Annotated in this window: 17 protein-coding genes; 16 read left to right on the forward strand and 1 reads right to left on the reverse strand. The window is 36.8% G+C overall.

Features of this window, described 5'->3' with window-relative positions:
- Positions 1 to 333: 333 nt before the first annotated feature.
- From WQ54_RS16375 to WQ54_RS16405, 7 genes are all read left to right on the forward strand, one after another.
- A complete protein-coding gene (locus WQ54_RS16375) occupies positions 334 to 1,017 on the forward strand; it encodes a DUF2953 domain-containing protein (protein ID WP_046585543.1) in 684 nt (227 codons plus the stop codon).
- 75 nt (positions 1,018 to 1,092) lie between these two features.
- Positions 1,093 to 1,548, forward strand: a complete 456-nt coding sequence (gene ytfJ, locus WQ54_RS16380) for a GerW family sporulation protein (RefSeq protein ID WP_046585545.1) — start codon at positions 1,093 to 1,095, stop codon at positions 1,546 to 1,548.
- 134 nt (positions 1,549 to 1,682) lie between these two features.
- On the forward strand, positions 1,683 to 2,183 hold the full coding sequence (gene tpx / locus WQ54_RS16385; RefSeq protein ID WP_046585547.1) for a thiol peroxidase: 501 nt from the start codon (positions 1,683 to 1,685) through the stop codon (positions 2,181 to 2,183).
- A 195-nt stretch (positions 2,184 to 2,378) separates the two neighbouring features.
- A complete protein-coding gene (locus WQ54_RS16390) occupies positions 2,379 to 3,368 on the forward strand; it encodes a class I SAM-dependent methyltransferase (protein ID WP_046585549.1) in 990 nt (329 codons plus the stop codon).
- A 369-nt stretch (positions 3,369 to 3,737) separates the two neighbouring features.
- Positions 3,738 to 4,925, forward strand: coding sequence for an acetate kinase (locus tag WQ54_RS16395; RefSeq protein ID WP_046585552.1), 1,188 nt, complete (start codon positions 3,738 to 3,740; stop codon positions 4,923 to 4,925).
- A 153-nt stretch (positions 4,926 to 5,078) separates the two neighbouring features.
- Positions 5,079 to 5,933, forward strand: coding sequence for an EcsC family protein (locus WQ54_RS16400; protein WP_046585553.1), 855 nt, complete (start codon positions 5,079 to 5,081; stop codon positions 5,931 to 5,933).
- The gene (locus WQ54_RS16405; RefSeq protein ID WP_046585555.1) at positions 5,926 to 6,438 is read left to right on the forward strand and encodes a molybdenum cofactor biosynthesis protein B; all 513 of its coding nucleotides are present in this window, start codon (positions 5,926 to 5,928) and stop codon (positions 6,436 to 6,438) included. Before WQ54_RS16400 ends, WQ54_RS16405 begins: the two co-directional genes overlap by 8 nt.
- A 90-nt stretch (positions 6,439 to 6,528) precedes the next feature.
- Here the strand turns inward: WQ54_RS16405 and WQ54_RS16410 are convergent, their stop codons facing one another.
- A complete protein-coding gene (locus tag WQ54_RS16410) occupies positions 6,529 to 6,846 on the reverse strand; it encodes a hypothetical protein (protein ID WP_046585556.1) in 318 nt (105 codons plus the stop codon).
- A 282-nt stretch (positions 6,847 to 7,128) separates the two neighbouring features.
- Between WQ54_RS16410 and WQ54_RS16415 the strand changes: the two genes are divergently transcribed.
- The 9 genes from WQ54_RS16415 to istA all read left to right on the forward strand — a co-directional run.
- Positions 7,129 to 8,328, forward strand: a complete 1,200-nt coding sequence (locus WQ54_RS16415; RefSeq protein ID WP_046585558.1) for an argininosuccinate synthase — start codon at positions 7,129 to 7,131, stop codon at positions 8,326 to 8,328.
- Entirely contained in the window at positions 8,325 to 9,698 is a 1,374-nt protein-coding gene (gene argH, locus WQ54_RS16420) for an argininosuccinate lyase (RefSeq protein ID WP_046585560.1), read from the forward strand. Before WQ54_RS16415 ends, argH begins: the two co-directional genes overlap by 4 nt.
- A gap of 77 nt (positions 9,699 to 9,775) precedes the next feature.
- On the forward strand, positions 9,776 to 9,934 hold the full coding sequence (locus tag WQ54_RS34305; protein WP_197089610.1) for a hypothetical protein: 159 nt from the start codon (positions 9,776 to 9,778) through the stop codon (positions 9,932 to 9,934).
- A 383-nt stretch (positions 9,935 to 10,317) separates the two neighbouring features.
- Positions 10,318 to 11,079, forward strand: coding sequence for an SDR family oxidoreductase (locus WQ54_RS16425; protein WP_046585561.1), 762 nt, complete (start codon positions 10,318 to 10,320; stop codon positions 11,077 to 11,079).
- A gap of 137 nt (positions 11,080 to 11,216) precedes the next feature.
- Positions 11,217 to 12,338, forward strand: a complete 1,122-nt coding sequence (gene ald, locus WQ54_RS16430) for an alanine dehydrogenase (RefSeq protein ID WP_046585563.1) — start codon at positions 11,217 to 11,219, stop codon at positions 12,336 to 12,338.
- A gap of 126 nt (positions 12,339 to 12,464) precedes the next feature.
- The gene (locus tag WQ54_RS16435) at positions 12,465 to 13,145 is read left to right on the forward strand and encodes a metal-dependent hydrolase (RefSeq protein ID WP_046585570.1); all 681 of its coding nucleotides are present in this window, start codon (positions 12,465 to 12,467) and stop codon (positions 13,143 to 13,145) included.
- Positions 13,146 to 13,244: 99 nt separating this feature from the next.
- Positions 13,245 to 13,487 carry a hypothetical protein gene (locus tag WQ54_RS16440; protein ID WP_046585564.1) on the forward strand — a complete coding sequence of 81 codons (243 nt, stop codon included), beginning with the start codon at positions 13,245 to 13,247 and terminating at the stop codon, positions 13,485 to 13,487.
- Between the two features lie 169 nt (positions 13,488 to 13,656).
- The gene (locus WQ54_RS16445; protein ID WP_046585566.1) at positions 13,657 to 14,973 is read left to right on the forward strand and encodes a CBS domain-containing protein; all 1,317 of its coding nucleotides are present in this window, start codon (positions 13,657 to 13,659) and stop codon (positions 14,971 to 14,973) included.
- An 890-nt stretch (positions 14,974 to 15,863) separates the two neighbouring features.
- Positions 15,864 to 16,623: IS21 family transposase (gene istA / locus WQ54_RS16450; protein ID WP_046585568.1), on the forward strand; the 760-nt coding region annotated here is incomplete at its 3' end.

Genomic DNA, 16,623 nt, shown 5'->3' on the forward strand with positions numbered 1-16,623 from the left:
CCATGAATCTCAAGAAAATGGCAAACTGGGCATGGAAGTATCCATGCCCAGCCTAAGAAAATAGAGAATAAATGCAAACCCCCTTTCAAATCAAGGATTTGAAAGGGGGTTTGTCTACGGTCTGAAGCCTGCTGAATAATCAGCAGGCTTTTTTTGTACTATCAGCGTATAATAATTTTATGGATGACAGTATAAGAAAAACTAAGGCTTTCGCCATTAGGACTTGGCGACAAGCCAAGTTTTTCTACTGATTTTTAAATCTTATCCTGAATACTATAGGTTTAATTTAGTTATAGTGAGGTGATAATGGTAGATTGAAAGGGTGTGAAAACCGTGTTTTGGATCATGATCATTATACTTTTTTTCCTTTTGCTCTTTTTCCTTATTATCATTACAAAAATTACGATAACCCTAGACTTAAACCATACAGGAGATAATGATCGATTTAAAATAAAATTTCGCGCATGGTTTGGATTGTTGCGCTATACCATTGATATACCGCTGGTGAAGATCGATGATGATGGACCAAATTTGATTATTAAGCAGGATAAAAAAGCAGGAAGTGAAAATAAAGATAAGCAGGTAAAAGAAAAAGAAGATAAAATATCTCCTGATGATGTACTGACCAGCCTAAGTGATATAAAAGAGATTACTCAGCATATAATCGGGATGCATAGAATTATTCGAAGGTTTTTACGGAAAATTAAAATAAAAAAATTAGAATGGCATTCTCAATTCGGAATAGGAGATGCTGCACATACCGGTATATTAACAGGTGCAGCTTGGACAATTAAAGGCGTTGTTATTGGATTAATCACCCAATATATGAGGTTGAAAACAGAACCTATTGTGACCATTACTCCTGATTTTAACCGATTTTGTTCAAGAACGAAATTCCAATGTATTTTTCAGTTTCGAATCGGGCAAGCTATGTTCGCAGGTATTCAATTCATTAAATATTGGAAAGGCGGCCGTCCAAAGTTAAAATCCAAGCCATTTTCATTTTTCACAAACTAGACAATTGGCTGACCTTTAAGGATGGAATGGGTACGATCGGTTAAATATTGTATTTAGATAAGGAGGCTACATAACATGAGTGATCATCCTATACAAGGACTTATGAAAACAGCAATGGAAAACCTAAAAGAAATGATTGATGTGAATACCATCATAGGTGATCCAGTAGAAACGCCAGATGGAAGCGTCATCTTAACAGTATCCAAGGTTGGATTTGGATTCGCGGCCGGGGGAAGTGAATTCAATGGCACTGGTGCTGATAATGGCAGTGAACAGAAAGCTTCCAAGCTTCCTTTTGGCGGAGGAAGCGGTGGTGGAGTATCGATTACTCCTATAGCATTTTTAATTGTTTCTTCAACAGGTGTTAAAATGCTTCATTTAGATGAAAGCACACATTTATATGAAAAAATATTAGAAGCAGCACCGCAAACGGTTGAGAAGATTCAAGGTATGTTTAAGAAAAATAAAGATAAAGGGAATAATGAATATTCACAAGAACAACAACAGCCAAAACAAGATTTAGACTTTTAACTGCCCATGAGGCAGTTATTTTTTTGCGAGAAATGATCCGAAAGAAATTTATGGTTACATTGTTCAAAACATTTGATAAATCTTGAAAGCTAAGCTATATTTACACTGTACATAATAAAAAGGAGGAATTTGGTATGGCTTCAATTACGTTTAAAAATAACCCTGTTACGTTATTAGGCAATGAAGTAAATGTAGGTGACACAGCACCGGATTTTACAGTCCTAGCAAACGATTTATCTGAAGTTACACTTGCAAATTCAAAAGGGAAGGTTCGTTTAATTTCCGTTGTCCCTTCAATAGATACTGGAGTTTGTGATGCGCAAACACGCCGCTTTAATGAGGATGCTTCAAAATTGGACAATGTTGAGGTTTTAACAATTAGTGTTGACTTACCATTTGCCCAAAAAAGATGGTGTGCTTCAAATGGCTTAGAAAATGTTCAAACTCTTTCTGACCATCGGGATCTTTCTTTTGGTGAGGCATATGGCGTTCATATTAAAGAATTACGTTTATTAGCTCGCGCCGTATTTGTTGTTGATGCAAATGATAAGGTTACATATGTTGAATATGTTAGCGAAGCAACAAATCATCCGAACTATGAAGCGGCAATTGAAGCTGCTAAAACTGCTCAATAAGAATAGGAACAAAATTTGTTTTCCTGACTGCCATTTCGGCAGTCTTTTTTTTTCCTGTATTAATATCTCAAGATGAAAGGGCAAAGAGCACCATCAATTTTGGAACGTCAATACTTGTCATGACTGATCGATGTGCTTGCGCTTTTCATATTCAATGTCTAAAATGGTAAGAGTATTACGGCGAGGAGGATGAGGATGAAAACAGTTTCTAAGATAGAAAATTTGTTTGCAGTAATAAATGAAACGGCGGAACTTATTGCGAAAGAATGTCAAATGACTTACATAGAGGCAGTTGCTGAGACGGGAGATAATATTTTTCAAGAATCGATTTTGCAGGATGGACTTAGCGAGATAACTGAAAAAAGCTTGAAACGAAAATACGAAGGGATTCAAATTGCTTCATTTGAAAAAGAGGAAATTCGCAAGGCGTATCAGCTGGCGATTTTAAAGGGGCTAAAAGAGGCGGCACACCCAAACCATCAAATGACACCCGATAGTATTGGTATATTTCTAGGCTATTTAGTCAGCAAATTTGTTGGTAATCAAAAGGACATATCCATTTTAGATCCAGCTGTCGGGACGGGTAATTTGCTTACAACGGTTATAAATTACCTCTCAAATAAACAGGTGGAGAGCCATGGGGTAGAGGTAGATGATTTGCTCATTAAATTGGCCTATATTAGTGCAAATCTTCAGGAACATCCAGTACAATTTTTTAACCAGGATAGTTTGGAACGTTTGTTAATTGATCCAGTTGATATCGTTGTATGTGATTTGCCTGTAGGGTATTATCCTAATGATGTAGAGGCTTCCAGATATGAATTAAAGGCAGATGAAGGACTTTCTTATTCCCACCATTTATTCATTGAGCAGAGTATAAATCACACAAAAGAAAGCGGCTATTTGTTTTTTATTGTTCCTAATTCGTTATTTGATACAAAAGAAGCACCAAAGCTTAATCAATATTTAAGAAAGACTGCCATCATTCAAGGGTTTATTCAATTGCCATTATCCTTATTTAAAGATGAAAAACATGGTAAGAGCATCTTCATTGTCCAAAAAAAAGGCGAATCAAATACACCGCCAAAGCAGGCATTGTTAGTAGAGTTACCTAAGTTCTCTAATAAAGAAGCAATGAATTCGATTATGAAAAAAATTGACAAATGGTTTAAGGAAAATAAATAAGTGGAAGATTGTAAAATGAGGCTGAAGAGGCCTCTTTTTTGTTGAGATTTTAGATTGATTCGAAATAAAAAGCGCTAAAAATATGTTACGCCTAAATTTTTAGAATTATAAGACTTTTATCTGTAAACGATAACAATTAAATCAAGTTCTTGAAATGTTGAAATAGCAGTGTTTAAATGGAAAAGGCGGATAATAATCGAGGTCTTTTTGCAAAGAATAAGTGGTAAATAATAAGGCAAAATGGCTTGCTGTGTAAAAATGATTAACATTGTATGACAATGACTAAATAAAGGAAGAATCGCGTCTTACTGTTTGTATAATCAACATCAAGTATTTACAGTTGGAACGGACGAAAAGGAGAGTAACGGAATGGCAAAAATTATTGCAATTAACGCAGGTAGTTCATCATTGAAATTTCAACTTTTTGAAATGCCTAGCGAAACAGTTCTCACGAAAGGATTAGTAGAAAGAATCGGTCTAAAGGATTCTGTATTTTCGATTTCTGTGAATGGCGAGAATCAAAAGGAAATTTCAGACATTCCTGATCACGCAGTGGCAGTAAAAATTCTTTTATCTAAATTAACCGATTTAGGTATTATTAAGTCTTTAGATGAAATTGAAGGAATAGGCCACAGGGTTGTTCATGGCGGAGAAACTTTTAATGATTCTGCATTAATAACCGAAGAAACCTTAAAACAAATTGAGAATTTGTCTGAATTAGCGCCGCTTCATAATCCAGCTAACGTTGTTGGTATTAAAGCATTTAAAGAGGTATTGCCAAATGTTGATGCTGTAGCCGTATTTGATACAGCATTCCATCAAACAATGCCTGAACAATCATTCTTATATAGTCTTCCTTATGAGTACTATGAAAACTTTGGTATTCGTAAATACGGATTCCACGGAACGTCACATAAATATGTTTCAGAACGTGCAGCAGAAATTTTAGGCAGACCAATAGAGCACCTTCGTTTAATTTCTTGTCACTTAGGTAATGGTGCAAGTATTGCAGCGATTGAAGGCGGTAAATCAATTGATACATCTATGGGTTTCACTCCGCTTGCAGGTGTGGCAATGGGGACGCGTTCCGGAAATATTGATCCAGCATTAATTCCATTCATCATGGAAAAAACAGGAAAATCAGCAGATGAAGTATTGGATATTTTAAATAAAAAGAGCGGAATTTTAGGTGTTTCCGGACTTTCCAGTGATCTGCGGGATATTACACAGGCAGCAAATGAAGGCAATGAAAGAGCAAAGATCGCTCTTGAAGTATTTGCAAGCCGTATTCACAAATATATTGGTTCTTATGCAGCAAGAATGTCTGGTGTAGACGCGATTATCTTTACTGCAGGTATCGGTGAAAATAGTACCGATATTCGTGAACGTGTCTTAAAAGGACTTGAGTTTATGGGTGTATATTGGGACCCTGCACTAAATAAGGTTCGTGGTGAGGAATCATACATCAGCTATCCGCATTCACCAGTAAAAGTTTTAGTAATCCCTACAAATGAAGAGGTTATGATTGCGCGAGATGTTGTACGCTTAGCAAAGTAATACAAATGATATGACAGCCGGGAAGAAATCGGCTGTCTTTTTGTGTTATGATAAAGTAAGACTTACACACGGACATAAGAATCTGACTGGAATCACTAACTATAATCAATTTCATTTCTATTTATCTATATAGATAAAAGGAGTCGTTAGGATATGGAGTCATTACGTGATAGAGCAATTTTGGATGAGATCATGTTATGGGAAAGTGAATTACAGAATGATCTTCGAACCGATTTTCAACGAACATTTGATAGATGGATGGATCATAAACTTAATGAGATACCTGATTCCATGAAACGGTTGTTTTTTAAAAAGCTTGATGCAAGTTTATTTCATTTACACTCCTTTATTCAAAGTTCTTTTGTTCAACAGGATGCCAAAAAACAAATCCTATTATCAGCAAAAGCATTGAATGAAGACATTATTAATATTAATGATTTACATAAACTGCCAATCGATCAGCTCCATTATTTAGCTGATCTACAGACATCAAAGCACCGCCTATATTCTTTCTTGCAGGGAGGAATTACCGGAACAGGGGGTCTTCTGTTGTCTGGTGTTGACATCCCAGTTCAGACGATTCTTAATTTACGTTCGATCCAAATGGTGTCAATGTGCTACGGGTATGAAATATCGAATCCTTATGAAATGATGACCTCGTTAAAGGTCTTTCACGCATCATTAATGCCTAAGCATCTTCAATATAAAGCTTGGCTTGAATTAAAGGAGGAACTCCAAGCTGATCAGATGATGTCTTATTTTTATGAAGGGGAAGATGACTTGGTAAATTCAAAAAGCTTAGAATTCCTCTTAAAACAAATTGCAAAGCTTTCTGTTATGTCCCTTTTTAAAAGAAAACTTATTGCCGGACTTCCTCTCATCAGCATTATGATGGGTGCTGGATTAAATTATCAGCTGACTCGTCAAATAACGGATTTTGCTAATAAGTTTTATCAGTATCGATTAATAGGCGAGAAAAGTAATGCAGGAGGTTTGTATGATGAGTAGTATTGAACATAAGCTTGAAGCTCCTCATTCTGTAAATTGTAAAGTCATCACGATCAGTGACACGCGAACTAAAGAAACGGATAAAAGCGGAAAGCTTTTGATGAAGCTATTAGAGGATTCTGGACATCATGTGGCTGAGTATGAAATTGTAAAAGATGAAAAAATATTAATTCGAAGTTCTATGTTAAAAGGCTGTGAAGCTCGAAACATTGATGTGGTTCTTACAAATGGAGGAACAGGGATTGCCAAAAGGGATGTCACCATCGAAGCGGTTCAATCCATTATTGAGAAAGAAATACCAGGCTTCGGTGAAATTTTCCGAATGCTAAGCTACACGGAGGATATTGGCTCTGCTGCCATTTTAAGTAGAGCGATCGCAGGTGTATCAATGGATACAGCAGTTTTTGCTATGCCAGGTTCTTCAGGGGCTGTAAAACTAGCGATGGAAAAACTAATTATCCCAGAATTAGGGCATGTTATAAGAGAAATACGAAAAGATTTATAGATTTAATCGATAAAAAATCGGCCGTGCCGATTGCTACTGCTTCATCCTATCTTATATCTCAAGTAAAAAAAGAAGGCCTGCCCTTCTTTTTTAATTGTGAACTTTTTCAATTGATAAATGCTGTGTCGTCCTAAACCATATCCATAGGTCGTTAATGATGGAGGCAAGTTCTGAGATCTCTTCATTTAATTCGCAAGAATGAAGAAAGTCCTCTTCATGATTAAGCTCATTTTGTTTTCTATTAATTTGATCCTCCAACTCCATAATCCGATCTGGTATTCCTCCGCGAATTTTTTCCCATTCGGTTAAAATGCTGTTTTGAATAAAAACACTATACAAATTCCAGGGCTTAGTTAACTTGGGAATTTTTATTTTTAGTCTAGAGTCATAGATAAAGTATTCGTTCAATTCCTATCCTCCCAATACATGTTTTAATACATTTTACAACATTCTATAGGTAAGAACTACCTTACTTTTGCTAATCAGATGTTTGAATATTCCCATAATAGAGCAGAATGACGAAAAACTCGGCTATTCATTCATCCAAACTAATTTTTATACAAAGATTCTGTGAAAATATGCATTTTTCTATTGACGAAATAGGGCGCAGTTGGTAAAGTGTTACCTATAAAGAAAATGTATTTTTATTAACATATATTCATGTTTATACAACCGAGGAGGAACAAATAGATGAAGAAAGTTGTGTTAGCTTATTCTGGAGGATTAGATACCTCTGTTGCAATTAAATGGTTACAAGAAAAAGGCTATGATGTTGTGGCAGCGTGCCTTGATGTAGGTGAAGGAAAGGATACAGCATTTGTTCAACAAAAAGCTCTTCAAGTCGGAGCGATTGAATCATATATGATTGACGCAAAAGAAGAGTTTGCTAATGATTTTGCTTTAGTTGCTTTACAAGCACATACATTATACGAAGGAAAATATCCGCTAGTTTCTGCATTATCTCGTCCGTTAATTGCAAAGAAACTTGTTGAAATTGCTGAAAAAGAAAATGCAGTAGCAATTGCGCATGGCTGTACTGGAAAAGGAAATGACCAAGTCCGTTTTGAAGTTTCAATTAAAGCATTAAATCCAGATCTTGAGGTGCTTGCTCCAGTAAGAGAATGGGGTTGGTCACGTGAAGAAGAAATCGAATATGCTCAAAAGAATGGTATTCCAATTCCAATCAACTTAGATAGCCCTTATTCAATTGATCAAAACCTATGGGGAAGAAGTAATGAGTGCGGTATTCTTGAAGATCCATGGGCAGCTCCTCCAGAAGGTGCATATGATTTAACAGCTCCATTAGAAAAAACACCTGATCAAGCTGAAATTATTGAAATTCATTTCGAAAAAGGTATTCCAGTAAAAATCAATGATCAAGCATATCCACTGCATGAATTGATTCTAAAGCTAAATGAGATCGCAGGAAAGCACGGTGTAGGACGTATTGATCACGTTGAAAACAGACTTGTTGGTATTAAATCTCGTGAAGTATATGAGTGCCCGGGTGCCATGACACTTATTAAAGCACATAAAGAGCTTGAAGACTTAACATTAGTAAAAGAAGTGGCTCATTTTAAACCAGTTATCGAGCAAAAGCTTGCTGAGCTTATTTATAACGGACTATGGTTCTCGCCATTAAAGACTGCTTTACATGCTTTCTTAAAGGAAACTCAAACATATGTAACAGGCACAGTGCGTGTAAAACTATTTAAAGGGCATGCTATTGTAGAAGGAAGAAAATCTGAGTACTCTTTATATGATGAAAAGCTTGCGACATATACAAAAGACGATGCATTCGATCACAATGCAGCAATCGGATTTATTGAATTATTTGGACTGCCAACAAAAGTAAACAGCATGGTAAAAAACAAGAAGGTGGAAGTATGAAAAAACTTTGGGGTGGACGCTTCCAAAAAACCCCTGAACAATGGGTGGATGAGTTCGGTGCATCCATCCATTTTGATCAGGAATTAGTTGAGGAAGACATCACAGGCAGCCTTGCACATGTAGATATGCTTGGCAAGTGCGGTATAATAAGCAAAGATGAAGCAGGACAAATTACAAAAGGCTTAACAACTCTTTTAGAAAAAGCCAGAAAGAATGAGCTTAGCTTTTCAGTTAACTACGAAGATATTCACTTAAATATCGAAAAAATGTTAATTGATGAAATTGGTCCTGTTGGCGGAAAGCTACATACTGGAAGGAGTCGTAACGATCAGGTTGCTACTGATATGCATTTGTATTTACGGAAGCATGTAGCAATGGTTGTTGAATTAATTGAAGGGCTCCAAAACGCTCTTATTGAAAAATCTGACGAGCATATTGAAACAATACTGCCCGGCTATACTCATCTTCAACGGGCACAGCCGATTTCATTTGCCCATCATTTAATGGCTTATTTCTGGATGCTGGATCGTGATAAACAACGATTTGCTGAATCACTTAAGCGGATTAATCTTTCTCCATTAGGCAGTGCTGCACTTGCGGGGACAACCTTTCCAATTGACCGTGAATATACAGCTGAAAAACTTCAGTTTGATGGGATTTATGAAAATAGCCTAGATGGTGTCAGCGATCGAGATTTTATTATTGAATTCCTCAGCAATAGCTCATTATTAATGATGCATTTATCGCGTTTTTGTGAAGAGATTATTTTATGGTGTTCTCAAGAATTCCAATTTATCGAGCTCGATGACACGTATGCAACAGGAAGCAGCATCATGCCTCAGAAAAAAAATCCCGATATGGCAGAATTAATTAGAGGAAAAACAGGAAGAGTTTATGGGAACTTAATGTCTTTATTGACGATCTTAAAGGGACTTCCTTTGGCATATAATAAAGACCTTCAAGAAGATAAAGAAGGAATGTTTGATACGGTAAAAACCATTGAAGGAAGCCTCCAAATCTTTATCGGTATGATTAATACTTTAAAGGTAAATAAGGATAAGATGGAGAAGGCAACAAAAGAAGATTTCTCTAATGCAACAGAACTTGCAGATTATCTCTCTACAAAAGGAATGCCATTCAGAGAAGCACATGAAGTTGTTGGCACACTTGTCTACAAATGTATCCAATCGGGTATTTATTTAAAGGATTTACCTTTTGATCAATATAAACAAGCTTCTGAGCTGTTTGAAGAGGATTTATATGATATCATCAATCCTTTTGAAGCTGTAAGAAAACGGATGAGTGCTGGCGGTACCGGATTTGACATGGTTCGAAAAGCTATTGATAAGGCGAAAGCAACGCTAAAATAGACCTTCAAAATTGAATAAGCTTCTTCATTTCAGAGACACTAAACGCGAGCAAAAAAGAAATGAAGGGGCTGAAAGTGTTGAAGGAAAAAAGAATAACAAGGCAGACCTACTACTACGACCATTTAGGCGAAGAGGAAACAATGAAGCAATTAACGGATGCCTATTCAAGCGGTGTAGTTGAACAACAATATGAACAAAATTTCCTGCAAGAGCACTTTCAAATAAGGAAGGGCTAAAGGATGAAAACCTCAAACACTAATAGTGTGTTTTGAGGTTTTTTAATTTTAAGCTGCTTTTTTGATTGCGCTGTAAACTTCCTTGTTGATCGCTAGCGAGAAGCGTTAATTATTCATTTGCGATGCCAGCGGAAAGCTCAATGTTCTTCCTTTTTCTTAGAGGTCTCACATATCCGGTCTAATCAATATACTGCTAAATTTAACTTAAGCTTTAACATAGTCTATTTGTTTAGATTAAAAGAAATATAAAGCTTTCAAACAGTTTATAGTAAAATGGTTATGTTATTATCACAATAGAGGTGAAAAAATTGTTATCATCAAAATGGTAATGAAAAATGAAAAGCATTATACATAAGGACAAGTTATATGAGGAGGAAATGATCGTGCGACATGCCCTTATTACGGCAGGCTCAAAAGGCTTAGGTAAGAAGGTGACAGAAGAATTTTTGAAAAAGGGTTTTTCTGTTACGGTAAGTTATCGAAAAGATACAAGTGCCGTCGATGAATTTCAGGCAAAATTCTCCTATTATCGAGATCATCTTCACTTCGTTCAAGCAGATGTAACAAAAAAAGAAGATCTGTCGAAGATGATTGATCAAACACTTGAACAATTTGGGAGAATAGATTGCTTAATAAATAATGCTGGTCCTTACATATTCGAAAGAAAAAAGTTGGCTGATTATACAGATGAAGAATGGTATCAAATGATTGAAGGAAATTTAAGCTCTGTTTTTCATTTGTTTAAAAAAGTCGTTCCAATTATGCGTAAACAAAAATATGGACGGATTATTACATATGGTTTTCAAGGGGCAGCCACATCTCCAGGCTGGCTCCATCGATCCGCCTTTAGTGCAGCAAAGGTTGGATTGGTATCATTAACAAAATCAATAAGTATAGAAGAAGCTGAACATGGGATCACAGCCAATATGATTTGTCCAGGTAATATTGTGGGAGAGATGAAGGAAGCAACGATTGAAACTTCCAGGCGATTGACCGATCAACATACACCCATCGGGCGTTCAGGAACAGGTGAAGATATTGCCAGAACCATTGCTTTTTTGTGTGAAGAAAATTCAGACATGATCACTGGTTCAATTATTGAAGTAACAGGCGGAGCAAATGTTATCCATCGTTTTCTTGTTTAATGATCACATTTTTGTCCTCTTTACCTCACTTTTTTAAAAACTCCTAGGACCTGTCTGATTTCGTAATCATATGATAAATTACGGTAATACTGATAAGGACACAAGTTTGAAATGATGATGACTAAGGAGGACGTACTATGAAAATTGGTATTCCTGCAGAGATAAAAAATAATGAAAACCGTGTAGCGATGACTCCTGCAGGTGCTTTTCATCTTGTTAAATCAGGACATGAGGTTTATATCGAAAAAAATGCAGGACTTGGTTCAGGGTTTACAGATGAAGAATATGTTGAAGCTGGTGCAAAAATTGTTGAAACTGCTCAGCAAGCGTGGGCGATGGATATGGTTATGAAGGTAAAGGAGCCATTAAAAGAGGAATATGGTTATTTCAGGGAAGGACTTATTTTATTTACGTATCTGCATTTAGCACCAGAACCTGAATTAACTGTCGCTTTAATTGATCATAAAGTCATTGCTATAGCATATGAAACTGTTCAGCTAGCAAATGGTTCCCTTCCGCTTCTCACTCCGATGAGTGAAGTTGCCGGCAGAATGGCCTCCCAAATAGGCGCGCAATTTTTAGAAAAGCCAAAAGGAGGCAAGGGAATTTTATTAGCCGGAGTCCCTGGTACGAGAAGAGGCAAAGTGACTATTATCGGCGGGGGAGTTGCCGGAACAAATGCAGCGAAGATAGCGGTTGGCTTAGGTGCAGAGGTAACAATCTTGGACGTCAATCCAGAGCGTTTAAGACAGCTGGATGATATTTTTGGTAATGACATTTCAACGCTCATGTCAAATCCTCTCAACATTGCTGAATCAGTATCAGAATCTGATTTAGTGATCGGGGCAGTGTTAATTCCCGGGGCAAAAGCACCTAAGCTTGTATCTGATGAGGTCGTCCGCTCTATGACCAACGGATCTGTCATCGTTGATATTGCCATTGACCAAGGCGGTATATTTGAAACAACTGATAAAATAACGACTCATGATAATCCAACCTATGAAAAGCATGGAGTGTTACATTATGCAGTAGCGAATATGCCTGGAGCGGTTCCGCGCACATCTACGTTTGCATTAACAAATGTAACAGTTCCATATGCCGTTCAGATCGCCACAAAGGGATATAAAAAAGCTTGCTTAGAAAATGAGGCATTATTAAAAGGGATCAATACATTAAAGGGATACGTAACCTACGAAGCGGTAGCAGATGCACATGGTTTATCCTTTTCAGATGCCCGGACTCTGCTTCTTGGGGTATAGATTTCATGTTCTATTCAAAGGTATAAAGGTCTGCTACAGTCAGGCCTTTTTTGTTTTAAACATATAACAATTACGGTAAAATTTTCATTGAAGGTTAAAAATTTAGGAGAGCAGGTGTAAATGTCAATGCAAGTTTCTTATCATGGTCATTCAGTAGTAAAAATAGTAACTGAAAATAAAAAGATTATCATTGACCCGTTTATTAATGGAAATGACTTAACAGATTTACATGTAGCAGATCTTGATGTTGATGTGATTATCTTAACACATGGTCATAATGATCATGTCGGTGACACGGTAGAGATTGCGAAGAAAAACAATGCATTAGTTATTGCTCCATATGAATTAGCCGTTTACATAGGGAAAAATGATATTACTATTCACCCAATGAACCTAGGTGGTGCTTACCAATTTGACTTTGGTAAAGTAAAGCTGACACAAGCATTTCATGGGTCAAGCTACCAAGAACAAGATGGCTCAGTGATTTATACCGGCATGCCTTCAGGGGTTCTTTTCTCAGCAGAGGGCAAAACAATTTATCATGCTGGTGATACGGGGTTGTTTTCCGATATGAAGATGATTGGGGAGCGAAATGAAATTGATGTAGCCTTTTTGCCAATTGGTGATAATCTAACAATGGGACCTGAGGATGCTGCGGAAGCTGCTTTATGGCTGAAAGCGAAAAAAGTTGTGCCAATCCATTACGACACATTTCCTGCGATAAAACAAGATCCTAAAGCATTTGCAAATATGCTTCCAGAAGGTGTAGGCATTCCGTTAAAAGTCGGCGAAACTCTAAAGCTTTAATAAAACATACACAGAAGTGGATGATTGAGGTCATCCGCTTCTTTTTTTTCTTGTACATGCATATGATATGGTAATGATGAAGTGAAAGGATGATTTCAATTGAAAAATTTACTGTATGCATTAATCTCCCTAGTGATGCTTTTTTTGGGATTACAGCAAATCACAATGACAGGCGATCATATGCAAACCGTATTTCTAATGAGCTGGCTATGTTTAGCGATTTTTGTGATTGGCGGAAATTTTGCTCATTATTTATACAAGCCGAAAAAAGCAGAGTATAATCAACAATCAGTTATTGATCGAAATCGTCAAAGAAAAAGACAGCGCCAAACAGCGCGTTGATAAAAAAAAGCGCCACCCTTATAATAAAAGTGGAAGAATGGGCGATTTATCATACTAATGACAGGCGGAAATCACGCCGATAAAAGTTCGATAAATTAAGGTTACTGGCATTGGGGAGCAGAAAGCCTTCAAAGTTGGTAGTTTCATTTTATAAAAAGGGTGATGCAGCTTGGCTACAAAGCACGAGCAAATTTTGCAATATATTAATTCACTTCCAGTTGGTGAAAAAATTTCCGTCCGGCAAATTGCTAAAGAAATAAACGTTAGTGAAGGTACAGCGTATCGGGCAATTAAAGAAGCAGAAAGTAAAGGCTATGTTAGCACAATTGAACGTGTTGGAACAATAAGAATTGAAACGAAGAAAAAGGAAAACTTTGAGAAATTAACATATGCTGAGGTTGTTAATATTGTTGATGGACAGGTATTAGGTGGACGAGCGGGCTTGCATAAAACTTTAAATAAATTCGTTATCGGTGCGATGAAGCTTGAGGCAATGATGCGATATACAGGAGCTGGAAACCTATTAATTGTCGGCAATCGTACAAACGCACATAAATATGCGTTAGAGGCTGGTGCAGCGGTTTTAATAACAGGCGGATTTGATACAGAAGATAACGTCAAAAAGCTTGCCGATGAACTGGAACTGCCGATTATCTCAACGAGCTATGACACGTTTACTGTTGGTACCATGATAAATCGTGCCATCTATGATCAGTTAATCAAAAAGGAAATTGTCCAAGTCGAAGATATTTTAACACCTTTAGAAAAAACGATTACACTAAAAACAACAGATACAGTATCAACTTGGTATCAATATAATTATGAAACAGGACATGGAAGATTTCCTGTAATTGATCAAAACCTGAAGGTACAAGGAATTGTCACCTCAAAGGACATTATGGGTCATGACCATTCAACATTGATTGAAAAAGTAATGACGAAAAGTCCTGTTACTGTTACCGGAAAAACATCTGTTGCCTCTTCTGCACAAATGATGGTTTGGGAAGGGATTGAGGTGCTTCCTGTAGTTGATCAACATACTCGTCTGCAAGGGATGATCAGCCGTCAAGATGTCTTAAAGGCTTTGCAAATGATCCAACGTCAGCCGCAAATCGGTGAAAAACTTGATGACATTATTACTAATCAGTTTATAACCATTGAAGATGAACTAAAAAGGGGAAGTGTATTTCGCTGTGAAGTAAGCCCGCAAATGACAAACCATCTTGGGACAATCTCATACGGTGTCTTTACAACCCTTGTAACAGAAGCGGTTAACCGCTACTTAAGAGCGCAAAAAAAAGGAGATATCGTCGTAGAAAATATTACGATTTATTTCATCAAGCCTGTGCAAATGGAAAGTGTCCTTGAACTGCATCCTAAAATACTAGAAGTAGGAAGAAAGTTTGGAAAGATTGATATTGAAGCCTATAGTGAAGGAGCAGTAGTGGGGAAAGCGATGATGATGGTTCAATTAATTGAAAGATAAGTACAAAAGCTCAGGGCGCCTTAAGCAAATAAGCCGCTCAGGTATAGAAAAGATATACTTTTACTAAAAAAATAGAGTGTCCTTATTTTTCAACTGCAATTGCATGGCCTGTGCATCTACACTAGGTAAATATTTTTACTTCCTTTCTAAATAAGAAGAGGCTTAGCCTCTTCTTATTTTTGTGAGTGCGCCCAGCATGGGTGTAATCTATAGGGTGAAAGTCCCGAACTGTGAAGACAGAAGTAACAGTTAGCCTAACACAAGGGTATCTATGGTGACATGGAATCTGAAGGAAGTGAGCGGCAAACCTCCGGTCTGAGGAACACGAACTTCATATAAGGCTAGGTATCATTGGATGAGTTTGCTTAACAAAACAAAGTCCTTTCTGTCGAAGGTGATACAGAGTAAATGAAGCAGATAGGTGGAGGGAAAGATTGCACTCTTACCTGGGGAGGTCTGATTGGAACGCCAAGTACATTTGGTAACCTATCTAGCGATAGATAGCTTAACAATCAGAAGTCAGCAGAAGTCATAGTACCCTATTTTCTCGAGAATTAGGGGAAGGGCTGAACAATTAGGAAGAACTAAGAACTAGGCGTAAACTTCTTATGTTGAAACAGATAATCTGAAAAGAGCTACCTAAAGGAAGATATGGTGAATTCCATGGGGGACTTTGGGAGTGTGGAGTAAGAATAACACAATTAGATTTCTACGTTCACGTCGAAAGGAAATATCAAATGTTGATAGATATGATTTTGTCACGGGAAAACTTAATTGAAGCACTTAAGCGTGTGGAAAGTACAAATGCTAATTTAAATATGTAAAAATTTGATTAATTAAAGATGTACAGTTTCGACTCATTTCTACATACTAATCTTGGGGTGATTAGTATGTACATAGCGTTAGATATCCAAACAGATTTTAAGATTAATAGTCTTACAGACTTACCAAAATTAAAAATACTGATGGAGAATTTAAAAATGCGAATTAACAAGAGTCAATTAGCGAGAGAATTAAATGTAGATCGGCGTACCATTAATAAATACCTGAATGGATTTACTCCCAAGAAAACAAAAAACAAATCTTCAAAAATTGATGAGTACTATGGAGTTATTTCCCTTTTATTATCAAAAGAATCAAAACAAGTGTTTTATTATAAACGAGTGCTCTGGCAATATTTAAAAGACAATCACGACTTGGATTGTGCAGCTTCTTCTTTTCGTAGATACATTCAAAGTAAACCTGAGTTTCAATCTTACTTTAGTGAGGGAAAGAGAATCAATTCAACTCAATCTAGTATCAGGTATGAAACTCCACCAGGGGAACAGGCACAACTTGATTGGAAAGAGAACATTCGGTATGAAACAAAAGATGGTGAAGTTGTTCATGTAAACGTGGCGGTATTATTGCTTTCATATTCTAGGTTTCGAACTTTCTATATGACCATATCAAAGTCACAAAGTGTGCTATTGTCATTTTTAACAGAAGCATTTGAAGCCATAGATGGTGTACCGAAGCAGATCGTGACTGACAATATGAAAACGGTAATGGATGAAGCAAGAACAAATTATACCAAAGGAATAGTCAATAAACGTTTCGCTCAATTTGCGGATGATTTTGGATTTAAAGTGCAGCCTTGTATTGCAGGAA

The sequence above is a fragment of the Bacillus sp. SA1-12 genome, assembly GCF_000981385.1.
Lineage (GTDB): Bacteria > Bacillota > Bacilli > Bacillales > Bacillaceae > Metabacillus.